This is a genomic window from Nocardioides sp., from assembly GCF_030019515.1.
In the GTDB taxonomy this organism is placed as follows: Bacteria; Actinomycetota; Actinomycetes; order Propionibacteriales; family Nocardioidaceae; genus Nocardioides.
Genome location: NZ_JASEEQ010000019.1, coordinates 37642 through 53268 on the forward strand (window position 1 = coordinate 37642; position 15627 = coordinate 53268).

Genomic DNA, 15627 nt, shown 5'->3' on the forward strand with positions numbered 1-15627 from the left:
TCCCGACCACCTGACAGGAGTCAGTCATGTCGACCGCACCGTCCACACCGTCGTTCTCCCCGGTCCGGCTCAACCACGCCGTACTCTTCGTCGCCGACCTGGAGCGCGCCGAGCGCTTCTACACGCAGGTGTTCGGGATGGTCGTGGCCGCCAGGGAGCCGCGCGCCAACGCGGCCTTCCTGCGGCTGCCCCGCTCGGGCAACCACCACGACCTCGGCCTGTTCGGCGTCGGTCCGGCCGCGCCGCCGAAGCGGCGCGGTGGGATCGGGCTCTACCACCTCGCCTGGCAGCTGGACACCATCGAGGAGCTCGCGGCCGCCCGCCAGGCGCTCGTCGACGCCGGCGCCTACACCGGGGCGTCGAGCCACGGCGCCACGAAGAGCGTGTACGGCGCAGACCCCGACGGCAACGAGTTCGAGCTGATGTGGATGCTGCCGCGCGAGGCCTGGGGCGAGTACGAGAGCTCCGCCCCGATCGAGCACCTCGACCTGGACGCCGAGCTCGCCCGCTGGGGCGGGGTCGCCTCCGCCGGTCGGATCGTCGCCGAGGCGGTCGCCTCGTGAGCACGTTCGCCGAGCCCGTCGTCGCCTGGCACCGGCCCGACGACCCGGAGCGGCCGCTGGTCGTGCTGCTGCACGGCCGCGGCGCCGACGAGCAGGGGATCATCGGCCTGGCCGACCACCTGCCCGCGGGCCCGTCGTACGCCGCGGTCCGCGCGCCGATCGCCGAGGGCGGCGGCTACGCCTGGTTCGCCAACCGTGGCATCGGGCGCCCGGTCGCGGAGTCCCTGGCGCAGACGATGGCGTGGTTCCGCGGCTGGCTCGACCAGGTCGCCCCCGCCGGGCGCCCGGTGGTGCTCGCCGGGTTCAGCGGCGGCGCCGCCTTCGCCGGCGGGCTGCTGCTCAGTGAGCCCGAGCGGTACGCGGGCGCAGCGATCCTCTACGGGACCCTGCCGTTCGACGCAGGCGTCCCCGTGACTCCCGCGCGGCTGGCCGGCGTGCCGGTGTTCGTCGCCCAGGGCGACACCGACACGGTGATCCCGCGCGAGCTGCTGGACCGCACCTGGTCCTACCTGACGGGCGAGTCGGGCGCCCCGCCGTACGCCCGGCGCGACCCGGGCGGCCACGGGCTCACCGCGGCCACCGCTGCCGAGCTCAGCGGCTGGATCGGCGAGCGCCTCGACCTCCTCGGCCGCCGCGAGGCCCTACCCGAGGGCGCGGTCACCTGGCCGTCGCTGCCGGACGGGCGGCTGCCCGCCCGGGCGGGCACGCGACCGCGGGTCTCGTGGACCATCCCGCAGCAGCAGGAGTCCGACCAGAGCCCGACCGGGCTCCAGGAGCAGCTGTTCGCCCGGGTCAGCGGCCTGCCGGGTGTCTCGAGCCGGCAGTCGGCGATCTCCGTCCCCGGCGCTCGCGGCTTCATGGTGTCGCCGGCACCGGGCGCGCCGCCGGACGCCTACCTCGTGCCGCAGGTCGGGGAGTTCGCCCACCTGCACCCGGAGCACGACGGCTCGCTGCACCTGGCGCTGCCGCCCGCGCTCGCCCGCGACGCCATCGCCCAGGGCTGGGCGGTCGCACACCCGCTCGCCGGCATCCGACTGGCCCGCGGCATGGTGCTGGTCTACGGTCCCCGCGACGACGCAGAGCTCGAGGTGGTCGCCGGGATCGTCGCCGCCAGCCACGCGTACGCGACGATGGGCCGGTGACTCCCCGCGAGGCCGCCGACCTGCTCCGTGCTGCGCGGGCGGAGCGCCGCACGCTGCCGCCCTTCACCGACGAGCACCCCGAGCTCGACGAGGACTGGGGGTACGCCGTGCAGGCGCTCGCCCTGGACGACCGGGTCGCCGCGGGCGACCCGGTCGTGGGGGCCAAGCTGGGTCTGACCAGCCGCGCCAAGCAGGACCGGATGGGCGTCGACCGGCCGATCGTCGGCTTCCTGACCCGCTCGATGCTGCTCGAGCCCGAGGACGTCGGGGACGCCCTGGCGCGCTGGGCCCAGCCGCGGATCGAGCCGGAGATCGCCTTCGTCACCGGGCGTCCGATCGACCGGGCGCTCGACGCCCACGCGGCGATGGCCAGCGTCGCCGGCGTGGCGGTCGCAGCCGAGATCCTCGACTCCCGGTGGACCGGCTACCGCTTCCGGCTGCCCGACGTGGTCGCCGACGAGACCAGCGCGGCCGGGGTGCTGGTCGGGGCCGAGCCGGTCGCCTGGCCGGCCGACCTGGACCTGGCCTCGGTGCGCTGCGCGGTGGAGGTCGACGGCGAGGTCGTCCACCGGGCCACCGGCGCCGCGATCCTGGGCGACCCGTGGCGCGCCCTCGGGCTGCTCTCCGAGCACCTCGAGCGGCACGGGCAGTCGCTCCCGGCCGGGTCGCTCGTGCTGGCCGGCGCGCTGACGGACGCCGTACCCCTTCGGTCCGGGAGCCGCTACCGGCTCAGCGTCGAGGGCTTGGGCACGATCGCGGTCGAGCCCACGGCGTAGCGGTCAGTCGATCTGCTCCCCGGCCAGGGCCTTCGAGGCCAGCCGCTCCTCCTCGCTGACCTCCCAGACCTCCCAGGCGGCGTGCGCGGCCAACAGGATGATGAACGTGCCGAGCACCAGGTCCGGCCAGCCGGACCCGGACCACACGGTCACCAGCCCCATCCCGATGATCGCGACGTTGACCAGCACGTCGTTACGTGCCGAGAGGAACGCCGCGCGGCTCAGGGAGCCGCCCGCGTGGCGCACGTTGACGAGCACCCAGGCGCTGGTCCCGTTGACGACGATGGCACCGAGCGAGGCGAGCACCAGCGGCAGGACGTCGGGGGCGACCGGGTCGCTGAACCGCTGGATCGCCGTCCACGCCGCGACCGACGCGGGCCCGAGGATGATCAGCGCCATCGCCTTGCCGGCCAGCGCACGCCGGGCGAGCGGCCAGCCCAGGGCGATGAAGATCAGCAGGTTGATCGAGGTGTCCTCGAGGAAGTCGACGCTGTCGGCCAACAGGGACACCGAGCCCGCCGACAGCGCGACCGTGAACTCGACGAAGAAGTAGGAGAAGTTCAGGCCGGCGACCACGAGGACCGCGCGCCGCAGCCGGTGTGCGTCGATGCCCGTCGGCTCGACCGGGTGGGGTGAGCTCACCCCGCCAATCTAGGCCGCGTGCGAGGTCGGCGGGTGGGCGGTGGCCTGGCAACCGGTGTGGGCGGTGGGTCGGTTGCTGGGGCACCGCCGGCCCGGGCCTGGCCCGGGGCCGGGCCGTCAGGGGGGTAGCCCGCGCCTTCATCCCGGGTTCATCCACCGCTGCGTACGGTCCGGGGCGAGGCGGGTGTCATCCGCCCACGAGGAGGGGCCGTGGGATCCGTGGTGTGGGCACAGCTGCAGGTGGACTGGTTCACCGACGTCAACCGGCTGTCGGTCGAGACGCCCTGGCTGCACGCGCCGTTCCGGCTCTTCACCGAGTACGGCGTGGTGCTGTTCGCCGGGCTGCTCCTGCTGTCCTGGTGGCTGGCGCGGGGCGAGCGGGACCTGCCCCGCGTCGCCATCGCCCTGTGGGCGCCGCTCGCCGCGCTGCTGGCCGTCGGCCTCAACCAGCTGGTCTCGGGAGACGTCGCGGAGCCGCGGCCCTACGCGGTCCTCCCGCACGTGCTGCTCCTGGTCCCGCGCAGCCAGGACTACTCGTTCCCGAGCGACCATGCGGTCCTCGCCGGAGCGGTCGCGGTCGGCGTGCTGCTGGCGCACCGCCGGCTCGGGCTGCTGGCGGTCGCGCTGGCGGCCCTGATGGCGTTCAGCCGGGTCTACGTCGGCGCGCACTTCCCGCTCGACGTGCTGGCCGGCCTGGCGCTCGGCGCTCTGGTCACGGGGACGTCGTACCTGCTCGCCCGCCCGGCCGTCCGGGCCCTCGTCGCCTGGCTCGCGGGCACCCCGCTGCGCCCGCTCGTCAGCCGGCCGCCGGTGGTGACCCGATGACCGGCCTCGTCGAGCAGCTGCTGTCGATGCCGGTCTGGCTCGGGCTGCTGGTGGTCTTCGCGCTGCCGGCGCTGGAGTCCTCCGCGTTCGTCGGGTTCGTCTTCCCGGGGGAGATCGCGGTGCTGCTCGGCGGCGTGGCCGCCGGCCAGGGACACCTGCCGCTGGCCGCGGTGCTGGCGGCGGCGATCGGCGGTGCGGCGGCGGGCGATGCGGTCGGCTACCTGGTCGGGCAGCGATGGGGGCGTCGCATCCTGGACTCCACGGTGGGTCGGCTGGTCCGCGCCGAGCACCTCGACCGGGCGGCGGACCTGATCGCGCGCCGTGGTGGACCGGCCGTGTTCGTCGGCCGGTTCACGGTTGCGCTGCGCGTGCTCGTCCCGGGCCTGGCCGGAATGGCCCGGATGCGGTACCGGACCTTCGCCCTCTTCAACGTCGCCGGCGCCGCGGCGTGGGGGAGCGCCGTCGCGCTCGCCGGCTACCTGGCGGGCAACAGCTGGCAGACCGTCGAGCACGTGATCTCGGGCGTCGGCGCCGGCCTGGCCGTCGTGGTCGTCGCCGGCCTGATCGCCGCTCGTCACCTGCGCGGGCGGGGGACCGGCCGCCGCCGGCTCGGCCTTCATCGCTCCTTCATCTGCTGCGGCCTACGGTCGCGGCGTGTCCAGCCCCGGGTCCGTCGCCGCACCCCCGGTCGCCGAGCCGAGTCGTCGGTCGGGTGAGCCGGGCACCGTCCTCGGTGGGAGCCGAGCCGCTGCCGGCCTCCTGCTCCTCGCCGCTGCCGCCGCGTTCGCTGCCTGGCTGCCGTTCCTGCACGACCCGCTGAGCTCCGACGAGAGCGGGTTCCTCCTCCTCGGCCAGCACTGGCACCCCGGCTCCTCGCTGTACGGCGACTACTGGGTGGACCGGCCCCCGCTGCTGGTCTGGCTGTTCTCCATCGCCGGCCACCTCACCCCGAGCGGTGGGGTCGTGGTCGCGCCCGCGGTCAAGCTGATGGGCGCGACCGCCAGTGCCGTGTCGGTCCTGCTGGCCGGCGTCCTGGGCGGCCTGCTCGGGAACGGCCGGCTCTGGCCGCGGGTGGCCGCGCCCGCCGCGGCGCTGGCGCTGCTGTCCAGCCCGTACTTCGGCCTCCCCGAGACCGACGGCGAGATCCTCGCCGTGCCGTCCGTCCTGCTGGGCGTCGTGCTGCTGCTGGCCGCCGTGCGCGAGCCGCGGGGCGCGCACGGCCGCAGCGGCCTGGCCCTGGCCGCGGGCGCCGGCGCTGCGGCCATGGCGGCGGCGCTGGTCAAGCAGAACGCCGTCGACGTCTTCGTGGTCGCCGCCGTCGTGCTGCTGACCCGGTACGGCCGGGCCCGGGCACTGGGCGCGCGGGCGGCCGCGTTCGCCGGTGGCACCCTGGCGGTGCTGGGGGTGGCTCTCGCGGGCGCCGCCGTTCGTGGGACGTCGCCGCGCGGCGTCTGGGACGCGGTCTTCGTCTTCCGGCTGGAGGCGTCAGCGGTGATCGGGACCTCCTCGTCGCCGGCGACGCCCGAGCGGATGATGCACCTGGCCACGGTGTTCCTCATCAGCGGCGGTGCGCCCCTGCTGGTGCTGCTCGTCCTGCTCGTCCTCGCCGACCGGTCCTCCGGCCTGACCTGGCCGGCGCTGGCCCTGGTCGGCTGGGAGCTGTTCGGCGTCGTGATGGGCGGCAGCTACTGGTGGCACTACCTCACCGGGCTGGTGCCGGGCCTGGTGCTGCTGGTCGTCCTCGCCGCCCCCGTGCGGGGTCGGTCCCTGGTGGCTGCCGTCCTGGCGTATGTCCTGGTGGTCAACCCGCTGGCCTGGCTGCGCTGGAGCCAGCCGTCGGACGACGTGGCGCCGGAGGAGCAGGTGGCGGCGTACCTGCGCGCCCACGCCGAGCCCGCGGACGGGGTGGTCGTCGCCTTCGGCCACCCGGAGATCGTGGCGGCCAGCGGCCTGAGCAGCCCCTACCCCTACCTGTGGAGCCTGCCGGTGCGGGTCCGCGACCCGCGGCTGCGCGGCCTGGAGGACGTGCTGGCCGGGCCGGCCGCGCCGCGGTGGCTCGTCGTCGACGGCGACAGCCTCGCGTCGTGGGGACTGGACGCGCGGGCCGCGGAGGGGTACTTGGTACATCACTACGGTGAGCAGAGGACGTACGGCGAGTGGCACGTCTGGGAGCGACAGGGAGGAGTGGGCCCGTGAGGATCCTGGTGGCCGAGGACGACGTCCGGCTCGCCGATGTCCTCGAGGAGTCCCTCGCCGAGGCCGGCTGGCAGGTCGAGGTGGTGCACGACGGCCGCTCGGCGTACGAGCGCCTGCTCTCCGACTCCGGCCTGGACGTGGCACTGCTCGACTGGATGCTGCCGGGCATGGACGGGGTGACCGTGGCCCGGCGGCTGCGCGACCTCGGGGTGGCGCTGCCGATCCTGATGCTGACCGCCCGGGGCGACGTCCGTGACCGGATCAGCGGCCTGGACGCCGGCGCGGACGACTACCTGCCCAAGCCGTTCGACCTCGACGAGCTGCTGGCCCGGCTGCGCGCGCTCTACCGGCGCCACAGCCTGGTGGGGGAGGCGCCGGTACAGCTCGGCGACCTGGTCGTGGACCCGGTCGCCCGGCGGGTCACCCGTGGCGGCACCGAGATCGTCCTATCCGCGCGCGAGTTCGACATCCTCCACCTGCTCGTCTCCCACGCGGGTCGGGTCGTGAGCCGGCTGATGATCCTCGACGAGGTGTGGGACGGCGAGACCGACCTGCGCAGTAACGTGATCGACGTGCACCTCGCCGCGATCCGGGCCAAGATCGACAAGCCGTTCGGCACCGAGACGATCACGACGCTGCGCGGCGTCGGCTATCGCGTGGAACCGACCCCGGCGGCCCGATGACGTCGGCCAGATGACGTCGCTGCGCGAGCGGGCGTCCCGGCTGCCGCTGCGGATCCGCCTGGTCGCCGGCTTCTCCGCGGCGATGTTCGTCGTGCTCCTCGCGGCCGGCAGCTTCGTCTACTGGCGGGTGGGCTACGCCCTGGACCGCGGCCTGGACACCGAGCTCGCGCAGGCGACCCGGACCCTGACGCCGCTCGTCGGCGCCGAGGGCCGGGTGGCGAACCGGTCCGCCGCCGACGCCACCGGCGTGGCCTGGCAGGTGCTGGAGTCCGACGGGTCGGTGCTGGACCACGGCGGCGCCAGCGGGACGAAGGGCCTGATCAGCGAGCTTCAGCTGGACCACGTCGGCGGCGCCCACCGGACGTTCAACGTCGGCGACTTCCTGCCGATCTCGGACGATCCGTACCGGCTCCGCGTCAACCGGCTGGGCGACGGCAGCGGCCACTACCTGCTGGTCGCCGTCCGCCGCGACCACCGCGACGAGGCACTGCGCGAGCTGCTGGCCCAGCTGGTCCTGGCCGGCCTGGGCGCGCTCGCGGTCACGGCGTTCGTGGGGGAGCGGCTCGCCCGCGCGGCGCTGCGGCCGGTCGAGCGCTACCGCCGCCGCGCCGCCGCCATCGCCGCGGGCGCTCCCGACCTGCGCCTCGACGTCTCCGCCTCTCGCGACGACGAGGTCACCCGGCTCGGGCACACCCTCAACCAGATGCTGACGTCCCTGGAGCGGGCGCTGGACCGGGAGCGCCAGTTCGTCAACGAGGCCAGCCACGAGCTCCGCACCCCGATCACCCTGCTCACCAGCCGGGTCCAGCTGGCGCGCCGACGCCCGCGCACGCAGCAGGAGCACGAGCGGGTCCTCGCGGAGCTCCAGGTCGACCTGGACCGGCTCGCCCGGCTCGCCGAGCAGCTCCTCGAGCTCGGCAGCGCCACCGGCCGGACCGGGCACGAGACGTGCGACCTGGCGGCGGTCACCGCCCGCGTCGTCAACCAGCGCCGGCTCGCCGCCCCGGCGGAGGCGGCCCGGACCTCGACCGGGATCCCGGCCGGGCCGGTGCCGGTGGCGGTGGCCGACTTCGAGGTCGAGCGGATGTTGACCAACCTCCTCGACAACGCCGCCCTGCACGGGGCCGCGCCGTACGCCGTCACCGTCGACCGGCCGGACCCCGGCTGGGCGCGGCTGATGGTCGCCGACGCCGGACCCGGGCTGGCGCCGGAGATCCTCGACACGGCCACGCGGCGCTTCGTGCGCTCCGAGGAGGCGCGCAGCCGTCCCGGGTCCGGCCTCGGCCTGGCGCTGGTCCAGGCGGTCGTCGCCCAGGCGGGCGGCGAGCTGCGGCTGTGCCACGCGGGCCACCACTCCTCGCACGGCGGCGGCCGCGCACCCCTCGCCTGCACCCACGGCCCCGAGATGACCGTCAGCATCCTGCTGCCGACCGGGGCCGTCGCGACCACCGGGTGACCGGCGGCCCGCGAGGGCCCTTCACCTCCGCTTCATGTTTCTCGGCCTAGGTTCCGGCCGTGCCCGAGGAGACGACCAGCGTGCAGGAGCCGACCGCACCGCCGACCGGGCCCACCACGGACGGACCGGACCTGCCCTGGGCGACGGCCGCACGGCTGTGGCTCGTGGTGCTCGTCTTCGTCGGCGTGGGCCTGGTGCGGTCGTTCCAGGTGGGGATCCCCTTCCGTGACCCACACGGGGCGTTCCTGCTCAGCAGGATCGCGCTCACCGCCGCCATCTCCCTCGGGCTGGTGGCCCTCGACGGGCTGGTCCGTGCCGGCCGGCCCGTCGAGGTACGCCGGGTGCTCGCCGCCGTCCGCGGGCGCTGGACGCGCCGGCGTACCGCTCTCGCGGTCGTGGCGCTGCTCGGGTACCACCTGACCTACTTCACCTACCACAACCTGAAGAGCTGGAACTCCTTCAACCGGCCACGCGACCGGATGCTGCTGGAGTGGGACCGGTGGCTGTTCCTCGGGCACAGTCCGGCGATGCTGCTTCACGACCTGCTCGGCCAGCACGTGGCCGCCTGGGTGCTGATGGTCTGGTACGAGACGTTCCCGACGATCGTGGTGCTGGCGTTCCCGGCGGCGGTCGTGCTGGCGCGGCGGCTGCGCGACGCCTACGCGAGCATCGCGGCCCTGGTCTGGGTGTGGATCCTCGGGACCGCGTCGTACTACGCGATCCCGTCGCTCGGGCCCTTCCACGCCGCGCCGCAGGACTTCGCCGGGTTGCCGCACATGATGATCCAGGACACCCAGGCGCGGTACCTCGCCGACCGCGCCCACCTGCTGGCCGACCCCTCGGCGGCCGGCGCCTTCGCCCAGGTCGCCGCGTTCGCCAGCCTGCACGTGGGCGTCACCGCGGTGATCCTCGGCATCGCCTGGTGGCACCGGATGCGCCGGACCACGATCGCCCTCGCGGTCTTCCTGGCGGGGACCCTCGTCGCCACGGTCTACCTCGGCTGGCACTTCGCGGTCGACGACCTGGCCGGGCTCGCGATCGCAGCCGCGGCGTGGTGGCTCGGGCCGCGCACCGTCGGGGTCCGGCGGCGCCCCTCCTGAGGGCGGAGCCGCGCTTCATGAAGGCTTCATCCGACCCTGCCTACCGTCGCGACATGCACGCGGTCAGCGCCGAGGCCCTCGAGGCCGGGCCCCCGTCGCGCGTCTGGCGCCGACTGCGCTTCGTGGTCTCCTGGGCCCTCGCGCTCGGCCTGGTCGCGGTCGGGGTCCCGCAGGCGGTCGACCTGTCCTGGCACGGCGTGCTGCCGGTGCTCCGGTCGCTGCACTGGCCGGCGGTCCTCGGCCTGGTCGTGCTGTGGTTCCTCGGCCTGGTCGTCCACTCCAGCGTGCTCACCGCCGCGGCGCCCAGCCTCACGCACCGGCGGGCGCTGGCGCTGAACCTCACCGGCAGCGCCGTCTCGAACGTGGTCCCGCTCGGCGGCGCGGCCGGCATCGAGCTGAACCGCCGGATGATGCGCGCCTGGGGCATCGACGCCCGGCGGTTCGCCGGCTACACCTTCCTCACCAACCTCGTCGACGTCGGCTCCAAGCTCGTGCTCCCGGTGATCGCGGTCGTCGCGCTCGTGCACGCGGGGGAGTCGGTGACGGCAACCCTGCGGTACACCGCGCTGCTGGCCGGACTGGCGTTCGTCGGGCTGGCCGCCTGCGCGGCCGCGGTGCTGGCCAGCCCGCGCTGCACGGTCGGCCTGGGCCGGGCCGTCGAGTGGGTCGTGCGCCGGGTGCTACGCGGGCTCCGGCGGCCCCGCGAGCTCGACGTGGTCGGCCCGCTGCTCGACGTACGCCGGGAGTGCGCGCGGGTGGTCGCCGACGGCTGGCTGCCGATGTCGCTGGGCATCAGCGGGTACGTCGCGCTTCAGGGCCTGCTGCTCGGGCTCTGTCTGCACGTGACCCACAGCGGGGTCACCTGGCCCGAGGTGCTCGCCGGGTTCGCTCTCGAGCGGACCCTGACGGTGCTGCCGGTGACCCCCGGTGGCGTCGGCGTGGCCGACGTGGGCCTGGTCGGCATCCTGATGGCGCTGGGCGGCGACCCGGCCGGTGCCGCGGCCGGCGCGGTGCTCTACCGCGGCCTCGTCTTCGCCCTCGAGATCCCGGTCGGCGGCGGCACCCTCGGCGTCTGGCTGCTCGGCCGGCGCCGCGCCGCCCGTCGCTGGCCGGCGGCGCCGCGGCCGCTGGGCGACCCGCGGCGCGTGGCGCATGTGACCGACGTGTTCCTGCCCCGGCTCGGTGGGATCGAGACCCACGTGGACGATCTGGTTCGCCACCAGCGGGCGCGAGGGCTGGACGCGGTGGTGCTCACCCCGACCACGTCGGCGGGCCCCGACCCGGCGTGGGTGCGCCGGCTGCCCGCCGCGGCGGCCCGGCGCCTGGTCACGGAGTACGACGTGGTCCACGTCCACGTGTCGATGCTCTCGCCGTACGGCATCGGGGTGGCGCGGGCCGCGATGGCCGCCGGGGTCCCGACGCTGGTGACGGTGCACTCGATGTGGGCGGGCGCGGGTGGTCTGCTCCGGCTCGCGGCCGTGGCCCGGCTGCGCCGCTGGCCGGTGGTCTGGTCCGCGGTCAGCGGCGCCGCGGCCGAGACGTTCCGGCGCTCGCTGCACGGTCGGGACGTCGCCGTCCTCCCGAACGCGATCGATGTCGAGCAGTGGCGCCGGCCCGCGTCGCCTGCCCGCCCGACCGACCCGACCGGGGCGGGGCCGATCACCCTGGTGAGCGTGATGCGACTGATGCCGCGCAAACGACCGCTGCCGCTGGTCCGCGCGTTCGAGCAGGTGCGCGCGCTCGCACCGGAGCGCGACGTCCGCCTGCTCGTCGTCGGCGACGGCCGGCTGCGGGGCCGGGTCGAGCGGTACGTCCGACGCCGCGGCCTGACCGACTGCGTGCGGGTCACCGGGCGGATCCCGCGGTCCGAGGTCCTCGGCCACCTGCTCTCCGCGTCCGTGTACGTCGCCCCCGCCCCGAAAGAGTCCTTCGGCCTGGCCGCCCTCGAGGCGCGCTGCGCCGGCCTGCCCGTGGTGGCGAACCGCCGCAGCGGGGTGAGCGAGTTCATCCGGGACCGGATGGACGGCGTCCTGGTCGCCGACGACGCGGAGATGGTCGTGGCGCTCGCGGACCTGGTCCTCGACGCGACGCTCCGCGAGCGGATCGCCGAGCACAACCGGCGGGTCGCGCCGGCCTGCGACTGGGTCGACGCCCTCGATCGGACCGACGCGCTGTACCGGCTCGCGAGCGAGCGGCTCGCCGCACCGGTCCGCGCGCCGGAGCCGCTGGTCCCGGCGCTGCTCGAGGCCCAGGCCTAGGCTCGATCCGATGGCCACGATCGTGTCCTTCCACGCCCACCCCGACGACGAGGCGCTGCTCACCGGCGGCTGGCTCGCCCAGCGCGCCGCGGCCGGCGACCGCGTGGTGCTGGTCTTCGCCACCGACGGGGGAGCCGGGCTCGCCGCCGTCGCCCCCGCGGCCGGGCCGCTCGGCGTACGCCGTCGGGTCGAGGCGGCCGCCTCCGCCCGCGCCCTCGGCGCCGCCGCCGTCGTCTGGCTCGGGTACGCCGACTCCGGGATGGCCGACGCCCCGAGCGGTCTCGTCGACCGGTTCGCGGACGCGTCGCTCGCGGACGCCGCCCGGCGGCTGGTCGCCGTCCTCGACGAGGAGGACGCCGACGTCCTGACCGGCTACGACGCGAACGGCGGCTACGGCCACCCGGACCACGTCCAGGTGCACCACGTCGCCCGCACCGCGCAGGTCCTCGCGGCCCGGCCGCCCCGGCTGCTCGAGGCGACCCGGGACCGCACCTGGCTGGCCCGCGGGATCGCCGTGCTCCGGCCGTTCGCCCGGCTCCTCCCGGGCCTCACCCTGCCGGGGCGAGGGATCTACTCGGCGCCGGCCCAGGTGTCGCTGCGGGCCGACGTCCGCGACCAGCTCCCTGCGAAGCGCGCCGCCCTGGCCGCCCACGCCTCCCAGGCATCCGGCGGCGTCCGCACCCTCGCACTGCTGCGGCTCCTGCCGACCTGGCTCGCCCGCCGGGTGCTCGGCACCGAGTGGTTCGTCGAGGTGCCGCGCCCGCCCCGCGAGCTGTAACGCCTGTCTACCCCAACCTCCCACCGTGGTGCGGCAGGGGGGGAGAAGGGGTGACACGGCGTCACAGGCGAGCGGCGCTCGGAGCGGATCCGTTCCACTCCACGGACACGGCCGGCAATTAGTTGAAGAAACAACTAAGGTTTGCTTGAATCAACAAGTAAGTGTCTGCGAGCAGGAAGGTGAGACCAGATGATCAATCGACGAGACGCACTGCGGGCCTCGGGCCTGGCGACGTTCGGAGCCCTGGCGCTCGGCGCCGTGGACGCCGGGCTGACGCCCGCGGAGGCGACCGCATCGGGCCAGCTCCGGGGCTGGACGCCGCTGCCCGACCCGGCTGCGGGGGGCGTCACCAGCCCGCCGTTCCCGAAGAACCTGACCGCCGAGGAGCGACGCAACCTCAAGACCTTCGACGAGCTGGATTTCACCGTGTTCTCGAGCGCGGACTGGGCGCGCCTGGACGAGAGCCACGCCAAGCACGTGCGCGTGCACTGGCCGGACGGCCACTACACCGACGGCATCCAGAAGCACATCGACGACCTGGCGGCGCTGTTCGTCTGGGCACCCGATACCAACATCCAGGTGCACCCGCTGCGGGTCGCCAAGGGCAACCTGACCGCGGTCACCGGCGTCATGCGGGGTACCTTCTCGGCCCCGATGCCGGACGGCAAGGGCGGATACATCGAGCCGACCGGTCGGCAGTACGCGATCAACATGGCCACCGTCGGACTCTGGAACCGTCGGGGCACCATGGATGAGGAGTTCCTCTTCTGGGACAACCAGACCTTCTACTCCCAGATCGGCCTCTGACGGCTACGACCGCGGCCGCGTCCTCACCGGCGCGGCCGCGGAAGCATCCGGATCCGGTCAGGGCACCGGATCCGCGTACTTGCCCGCGACCTCGAGGATGGTCAGGTGCGGCTCGGCGCCGACGTTGCGGAACAGGGTCGGGGCGGCCGGTGGCTCGGCGAGGGCTCGCATCGCGTCCAGCGCCTCACGGCTCGTCCAGAGCGTCTGGATCCGCCACTCGCCGTCGGCGCCGCGCAGGAGCTCGGTGCGCACCAGCCCGTCCGGCATCGGCCGCTGGAGCAGCCGGTGGAAGCCAGCGAGGAGCTCCTCCTCGCGCTGTGCGTCGACCCGCGCGGCGACCTCGGTGAGGATCTGTGTGCCCATCGCGACCTCCGTCCGGTCACCACGTTAGCGAGCGCGACTACTCACGGCGAGCCTTCTGGGCGTGCCTCTCGAGCCGCGCGCCGGCGACCGCGAACCGGGCCAGCCGGGTCGGGCCGTCACTGAACCAGGCGCGCATCATCGAGGTGAACAGGGCGTGCTTCCTGGCGGTGTACGGGTACCAGTTGGCCTCGAGCTTGGTGCCGTCGGAGTCGATGACCACCGCTTGGGCGTTGGTGAACGTGCGCAGCCCGGCCACGCCCTTGTAGCGGCCCATGCCCGACTCTCCGACGCCTCCGAACGGCAGCGCGGGGGTGGCTTCGGTGGCCATCACGTTGTTGATCGAGACGCCGCCGCAGCGCAGCTGCCGTGCGACCCGCTCGGCCCGCTCGGCGTCGGCGCTCCACACGCTCGCGGTCAGGCCGTACGCCGAGGCGTTGGCGCGCCGGATCACCTCCTGCTCGTCGCTGAACCGCAGCACCGGGACCACCGGCCCGAACGTCTCCTCGGTCGCCATCAGCGCGTCGTCGGGCAGGTCGGTGACCACCATCGGCGGCACCAGCCGGAACGGCCGGCCGGGCAGGCCCGGGCGGCCGTCGAGCACTGCCTGCGGGTCCCAGTCGGCACCGGTGAGCACCCGCGCGCCGCGGGTGCGGGCGTCGAGGACGTGCTCGGCGACGGTCCGCACCTGGAAGTCGGTCGTCATGCGGCCGATGTCGCCGTCACCGTCCCGGTCGTCGTCGGGGGACTCGACGAGCCGCAGCGAGGAGACCAGCTCGACGAGGGCGGCGACCAGGTCGTCGTGGATCGACTCGTGGACGAAGAGCCGTTCGACCGAGGTGCAGGACTGGCCCGCCGCGGTGAGCGCACCGAACGCGGCACCCGCCGCGGTGCGGGCGATGTCGACGTCGTCGAAGACGATCATCGGGTCCTTGCCGCCGAGCTCGAGCTCCACGGGGATCAGCAGCTCGGCCGCCTGGCGCAGGATGGCGCGGCCGGTGCGCGCCGACCCGGTGAACATGACCTGGTCCGGCCGCTGCCCGATCACCTCGGAGCCGACCGACCCGTCGCCGTACACGACCTGCAGCCAGTGCGGCGCGATCGCCGCCTGCTCGGCCAGCGACTCCACCAGCCCCTCCAGCGGGGTGTGCTCGCTCGGCTTGTAGACCACGGCGTTGCCCGCGGCGAGCGCGCTCGCGATCGGCACGAGCGCTTGGAAGAACGGGTAGTTCCACGGGGAGACGACGAGCACGACGCCGCGGGGCTGGAACCAGATCCGCGACTTCTTGCCCATCAGGGTCATCGGGGTGGGGACCTTCTCGTCCGCGAGCGCGTCCACGGCGTTCGCCTCCAGCCAGGCGATCGCGTCCATCGCGCCGAAGATCTCCGACATCAAGATGTCCGAGCGCGACTTGCCGGTCTCGGCCTGGACCCGCTCGACGATCTCGTCGACCCGCCCCGCGATCGCGCGGCGCAGCGCGCGCAGGTGCACCAGGCGCTCGACGACCGACAGGGCGCCCAGCGACCGCTGGCCGCTCCGGGCCCGCTCGACGACGCCGGCGACCTCGGCTCGCACGAAGCTCTCGCTCACTGGTCCTCCTCCGTGGTGGGGTCGGCGGTGATCCCCAACGACCGCTCGTACGCCGCCTCGTCGACCTGGGCGTCGTAGCCGATCGCCTCGTGGATGCCGAGCCGGTTCAGGTCGGACCAGTACAGGGAGTGCACCACGCCCTTGATCCCGATGTGGGCCATCCGCAGCCCCGCCGCGGCCGGCTCCGGAGTACGCCGCCAGCCGGCGGCCAGCGCGACCAGGGCGCGGACCGCGGGCCGCGGCAGCCGGCCGCACACGGCGAGCAGCAGCAGCAGGCTCGAGCGGTCCGCGTCGCTGAGGTAGGGCAGCATCCGGTCGGCCTCGGTCGCAGCGACCGCCCGCGAGAACGGCGGAAGGACGCCGTCGCCGGGGATCACCACGTCGCCGAGCCGGAGCAGCCCCCGGGCCTGGGTGGCGGTCAGCTTCGGTGTCGTCTGCTGGGGCATCTCG

Annotated in this window: 16 protein-coding genes; 12 read left to right on the forward strand and 4 right to left on the reverse strand. The window is 74.7% G+C overall.

Going from position 1 to position 15627, the window contains the following annotated elements; translation table 11 throughout:
• Positions 1 to 26 precede the first annotated feature (26 nt).
• From QMC84_RS20605 to QMC84_RS20615, 3 genes are read left to right on the forward strand one after another with little or no spacing between them, the layout of a single operon-like run.
• Positions 27 to 563, forward strand: coding sequence for a VOC family protein (locus tag QMC84_RS20605; RefSeq protein WP_300378213.1), 537 nt, complete (start codon positions 27 to 29; stop codon positions 561 to 563).
• Complete coding sequence (locus tag QMC84_RS20610; RefSeq protein WP_300378215.1) at positions 560 to 1705, forward strand: luciferase family protein; 1146 nt, start codon at positions 560 to 562, stop codon at positions 1703 to 1705. The genes QMC84_RS20605 and QMC84_RS20610 overlap by 4 nt, the downstream gene beginning before the upstream one ends.
• A complete protein-coding gene (locus QMC84_RS20615) occupies positions 1702 to 2481 on the forward strand; it encodes a fumarylacetoacetate hydrolase family protein (protein WP_300378217.1) in 780 nt (259 codons plus the stop codon). Before QMC84_RS20610 ends, QMC84_RS20615 begins: the two co-directional genes overlap by 4 nt.
• A gap of 3 nt (positions 2482 to 2484) precedes the next feature.
• Here QMC84_RS20615 and QMC84_RS20620 read toward each other — a convergent pair whose 3' ends face one another.
• Positions 2485 to 3123 (reverse strand): cation transporter, encoded by a 639-nt coding sequence (locus QMC84_RS20620; protein WP_300378219.1) that lies wholly within the window; start codon positions 3121 to 3123, stop codon positions 2485 to 2487.
• Positions 3124 to 3333: 210 nt separating this feature from the next.
• Between QMC84_RS20620 and QMC84_RS20625 the strand changes: the two genes are divergently transcribed.
• The 9 genes from QMC84_RS20625 to QMC84_RS20665 all read left to right on the forward strand — a co-directional run bounded on the left by QMC84_RS20625 (position 3334) and on the right by QMC84_RS20665 (position 13226).
• Positions 3334 to 3948 (forward strand): phosphatase PAP2 family protein, encoded by a 615-nt coding sequence (locus QMC84_RS20625; RefSeq protein ID WP_300378221.1) that lies wholly within the window; start codon positions 3334 to 3336, stop codon positions 3946 to 3948.
• Complete coding sequence (locus tag QMC84_RS20630) at positions 3945 to 4664, forward strand: DedA family protein (RefSeq protein WP_300378223.1); 720 nt, start codon at positions 3945 to 3947, stop codon at positions 4662 to 4664. The genes QMC84_RS20625 and QMC84_RS20630 overlap by 4 nt, the downstream gene beginning before the upstream one ends.
• Positions 4603 to 6144, forward strand: a complete 1542-nt coding sequence (locus QMC84_RS20635; RefSeq protein ID WP_300378225.1) for a hypothetical protein — start codon at positions 4603 to 4605, stop codon at positions 6142 to 6144. The genes QMC84_RS20630 and QMC84_RS20635 overlap by 62 nt, the downstream gene beginning before the upstream one ends.
• Complete coding sequence (locus tag QMC84_RS20640) at positions 6141 to 6827, forward strand: response regulator transcription factor (protein ID WP_300378227.1); 687 nt, start codon at positions 6141 to 6143, stop codon at positions 6825 to 6827. The genes QMC84_RS20635 and QMC84_RS20640 overlap by 4 nt, the downstream gene beginning before the upstream one ends.
• 10 nt (positions 6828 to 6837) lie before the next feature.
• The gene (locus tag QMC84_RS20645) at positions 6838 to 8283 is read left to right on the forward strand and encodes an ATP-binding protein (protein WP_300378229.1); all 1446 of its coding nucleotides are present in this window, start codon (positions 6838 to 6840) and stop codon (positions 8281 to 8283) included.
• 59 nt (positions 8284 to 8342) lie between these two features.
• Positions 8343 to 9383 carry a phosphatase PAP2 family protein gene (locus QMC84_RS20650; RefSeq protein ID WP_300378231.1) on the forward strand — a complete coding sequence of 347 codons (1041 nt, stop codon included), beginning with the start codon at positions 8343 to 8345 and terminating at the stop codon, positions 9381 to 9383.
• A gap of 53 nt (positions 9384 to 9436) precedes the next feature.
• Positions 9437 to 11641 (forward strand): glycosyltransferase, encoded by a 2205-nt coding sequence (locus QMC84_RS20655; RefSeq protein WP_300378233.1) that lies wholly within the window; start codon positions 9437 to 9439, stop codon positions 11639 to 11641.
• A 10-nt stretch (positions 11642 to 11651) separates the two neighbouring features.
• Positions 11652 to 12419: a PIG-L family deacetylase gene (locus tag QMC84_RS20660; RefSeq protein WP_300378235.1), complete on the forward strand. Its 768-nt coding sequence runs from the start codon at positions 11652 to 11654 to the stop codon at positions 12417 to 12419.
• Positions 12420 to 12608: 189 nt separating this feature from the next.
• The gene (locus tag QMC84_RS20665) at positions 12609 to 13226 is read left to right on the forward strand and encodes an ester cyclase (protein ID WP_300378238.1); all 618 of its coding nucleotides are present in this window, start codon (positions 12609 to 12611) and stop codon (positions 13224 to 13226) included.
• A 57-nt stretch (positions 13227 to 13283) separates the two neighbouring features.
• Here the strand turns inward: QMC84_RS20665 and QMC84_RS20670 are convergent, their stop codons facing one another.
• Genes QMC84_RS20670 through QMC84_RS20680 form a run of 3 tightly spaced genes read right to left on the reverse strand, consistent with a single transcriptional unit; the run spans position 13284 to position 15623 of the window.
• Positions 13284 to 13589, reverse strand: coding sequence for a hypothetical protein (locus QMC84_RS20670; protein ID WP_300378240.1), 306 nt, complete (start codon positions 13587 to 13589; stop codon positions 13284 to 13286).
• Between the two features lie 37 nt (positions 13590 to 13626).
• Positions 13627 to 15177: an aldehyde dehydrogenase family protein gene (locus QMC84_RS20675; RefSeq protein WP_300378242.1), complete on the reverse strand. Its 1551-nt coding sequence runs from the start codon at positions 15175 to 15177 to the stop codon at positions 13627 to 13629.
• The gene (locus tag QMC84_RS20680) at positions 15174 to 15623 is read right to left on the reverse strand and encodes a hypothetical protein (RefSeq protein ID WP_300378244.1); all 450 of its coding nucleotides are present in this window, start codon (positions 15621 to 15623) and stop codon (positions 15174 to 15176) included. Before QMC84_RS20680 ends, QMC84_RS20675 begins: the two co-directional genes overlap by 4 nt.
• Positions 15624 to 15627: the final 4 nt, after the last annotated feature.

Coding starts and splice junctions, on each gene's coding strand:
- QMC84_RS20680 (WP_300378244.1), bottom strand. CDS start 15,623: ATGCCCCAGCAGACGACACCGAAGCTGACCGCCACCCAGGCCCGGGGG.
- QMC84_RS20630 (WP_300378223.1), top strand. CDS start 3,945: ATGACCGGCCTCGTCGAGCAGCTGCTGTCGATGCCGGTCTGGCTCGGG.
- QMC84_RS20665 (WP_300378238.1), top strand. CDS start 12,609: ATGATCAATCGACGAGACGCACTGCGGGCCTCGGGCCTGGCGACGTTC.
- QMC84_RS20645 (WP_300378229.1), top strand. CDS start 6,838: ATGACGTCGCTGCGCGAGCGGGCGTCCCGGCTGCCGCTGCGGATCCGC.
- QMC84_RS20670 (WP_300378240.1), bottom strand. CDS start 13,589: ATGGGCACACAGATCCTCACCGAGGTCGCCGCGCGGGTCGACGCACAG.
- QMC84_RS20605 (WP_300378213.1), top strand. CDS start 27: ATGTCGACCGCACCGTCCACACCGTCGTTCTCCCCGGTCCGGCTCAAC.
- QMC84_RS20655 (WP_300378233.1), top strand. CDS start 9,437: ATGCACGCGGTCAGCGCCGAGGCCCTCGAGGCCGGGCCCCCGTCGCGC.
- QMC84_RS20660 (WP_300378235.1), top strand. CDS start 11,652: ATGGCCACGATCGTGTCCTTCCACGCCCACCCCGACGACGAGGCGCTG.